The organism is Vibrio sp. 1562, from assembly GCF_033340155.1.
Taxonomy (GTDB): domain Bacteria; phylum Pseudomonadota; class Gammaproteobacteria; order Enterobacterales; family Vibrionaceae; genus Vibrio; species Vibrio alginolyticus.
Genome location: NZ_JAWOVY010000068.1, coordinates 1 through 2,488 on the forward strand (window position 1 = coordinate 1; position 2,488 = coordinate 2,488).

General features: G+C 45.8%; 1 protein-coding gene and 1 pseudogene. One reads left to right on the top strand and one right to left on the bottom strand.

Annotated features, from left to right (window positions below; all coding sequences use genetic code 11):
* Positions 1–792, top strand: a pseudogene (locus tag R7Z49_RS23165) (lipase family protein); the annotation flags it as partial.
* A 152-nt stretch (positions 793–944) separates the two neighbouring features.
* Here R7Z49_RS23165 and R7Z49_RS23170 read toward each other — a convergent pair.
* The coding region (locus R7Z49_RS23170) for an amidohydrolase (protein ID WP_318112094.1) at positions 945–2,488 on the bottom strand (1,544 nt) is incomplete at its 5' end.

A 2,488-nucleotide genomic window follows, 5' to 3' on the forward strand; every position in this document is an offset into this window, starting at 1 on the left:
GGTCTAACTCGTTTTCTTCGTGATAATCCGGTAACCGCTAACGGTACTATACATTGTGTTGGACACAGTTTAGGTGGTGCATTAGCGACTCTGGTTGCTAATTGGATTTCTGCTTCTCCAGAGTTTAAAGGCAGAGTTAACTTATATACTTTTGGCTCACCAAGAGTCGGAATGAAATCTTTTTCGATCAACTCATCATCTCGAATATCGACGCATTTCCGTTGTGTCAATGGTGCGGACCCCGTAACAAAAGCGCCAGTATGGCCTGTTTAGCATGTGTCTTATGATGGTTCGGAGAACATATTGAATCGTGCTCAAGGTCTTTTTCCTAGCGCACATTTTATGGCGGAGTACAGTTCTTATACACAGACTGCAACCTGGGATAGCCTTGGCTTTCAAAAGGCAAGCTCCACTTTTAAACGCGTAGTTTTAAACTATGAGAATCGACTTCAAGCCACACCTTCTGCTGATTGGGCAGATAAAATCTCGGCAGCGCTCCTTACGTTGTTAGTTGATGGTGGGGCTGCGGCGTCAGTCTTTGCCCTGCAAAATGTAAGCTCTGCGATTGCTACCATTTATGATGCCATTGCTCGATCAATGGTTAAGATTTCAGAACTCTCTAGCGAATTTTCTGAACGCGTAAAAGGTTTACTTGGCCACATGTTGGTATTTGCGGGGAAAGGTGCAAATATCGCGATCAAATTTACTTATTCCTTTATTCGTTGGGTGTTTGAATTGGTGCTAAGTAAGTTGAATCAGGCTGTTAAAGCCGCCCTCAAAACGACCTTCTGATTTTGATTAATCCACCTTTGCTTAGGTGTGGTTTATTCTTAAATACGAAAAGTTTCCTACTTGGTTAGCGAAGCTAGTGGCGAGCAAATAGATAGTGCTTGGTGAGTCAGATAGAAAACACCGCCTCGATAGCGGCGGTGTTTTATTTTGGATTACTGTCGTTGATAAACCGATTGACCTCTGCTGATGGTTTCTTCCACGTTTAGGTCTTTTAGCGCCTTAGGTTCAATCTTCATCGGGTTGTTATCGAGGATGATTAAATCCGCATTCTTACCCACTTCGATAGAACCTTTATACGACTCCTCAAAGTGTTGGTAAGCTGGCCAAATGGTCATGGCTTGCAGCGCGGTGTACGTGTCAACGCGCTGATCTGCACCCAGTACTTTATCGGTTCTGGTGGTGCGATTGACGGTCGCATCCAATACTCGGAATGAACTTGGCAGCGCCACAGGTGCGTCATGGTGAGTACTGAACTTTAACCCTGCCTTTCTCACCGCTTGAGTTGGTGAAATGAAATCGGCACGAGGATGGCCGAGTACCGAGTCCACATGCCAGTCACCCCAATAAAAAGTATGCATTGGGAATAGAGAAGGGAAGATGCCTTGCGCAGCTAAGCGATCCACTTGGTCTTGGCGCATGGTTTGGCCGTGAATGAGTACAGGTCGGCGGTCTTGTTTTCCTAGCTTTTCATTTGCTTTGGTCACTGCATTAATAAATTGCTCGATCGCTGCGTCACCATTGGCATGCGTCAGCACTTGCCATTCATTTTTAAAGGCCGTTTCTACGTAATCGTAAGCTTGTTGATCTTCAAAGGTTGGGTAGCCAGCGTAGTCTTTATCTTGTCCATGTGGCGGGTGGAAGTAAGGCTGACTTAGCCATGCCGTTTTACCTTGTGGAGATCCATCAAAGTTCAGCTTTACGCCACCGATGCGGAAATGGTTTGTGTACTCTGGCGTGTTGTATTCTGAGTCCATAAAATCACTGCTCGATACCATATCGGCGTACGCAACCAAGTCGATCATCAGCTTGTCGTTTTTCGACGCGCGTTTCATCGCTTCATAACCTTCTGATGTTGCTCGCCCTTCTTGAGCCGTGGTATAGCCATATTTCGCGTACATACTTTGCGACGCTTCTAACATGCGATCTTGAAGTTCAGAATCAATCAACTTATTGAGGTTGAACAGCATTGCAAAGTGCGCGTTTTCTTCTAGGACCCCATTGGGTTCTTGGCTGTTTTCCATTCGGCGGATAATGCCACCTTTTGGATCTTCCGATTTTGCCGTGATGCCTGCTAGCTCTAACGCTTTACTGTTCGCGACACTCAAATGCCCCGAAGTGTGGATGATCAATACAGGCTTATCTGTGCTGACTTTATCGAGATCCGCTTTGGTAGGGTAGTAATCCAGTTGGGCGTCGTCGTAACCAAAACCTAAAATCCATCCGGTTTTCTCAATGAATAGGCGTTGCGTATTATTGTTCTCGGCATTTTTCAGAGTTTCTATGATTTTCGCAACGGTATCGGCTTCGCCATCAGGAGATGGCAGCACGTTTGCGACCATGGCTTGCAGACCAACACCATACACATGACTGTGCGGATCAACAAAGCCAGGCAACATAGTTTTGCCTTTTAAGTCGACCAACTGTGTTTTACCGAACTTGTGTTCCATCGCTCCATCTTTGCTGCCGACATAAATGA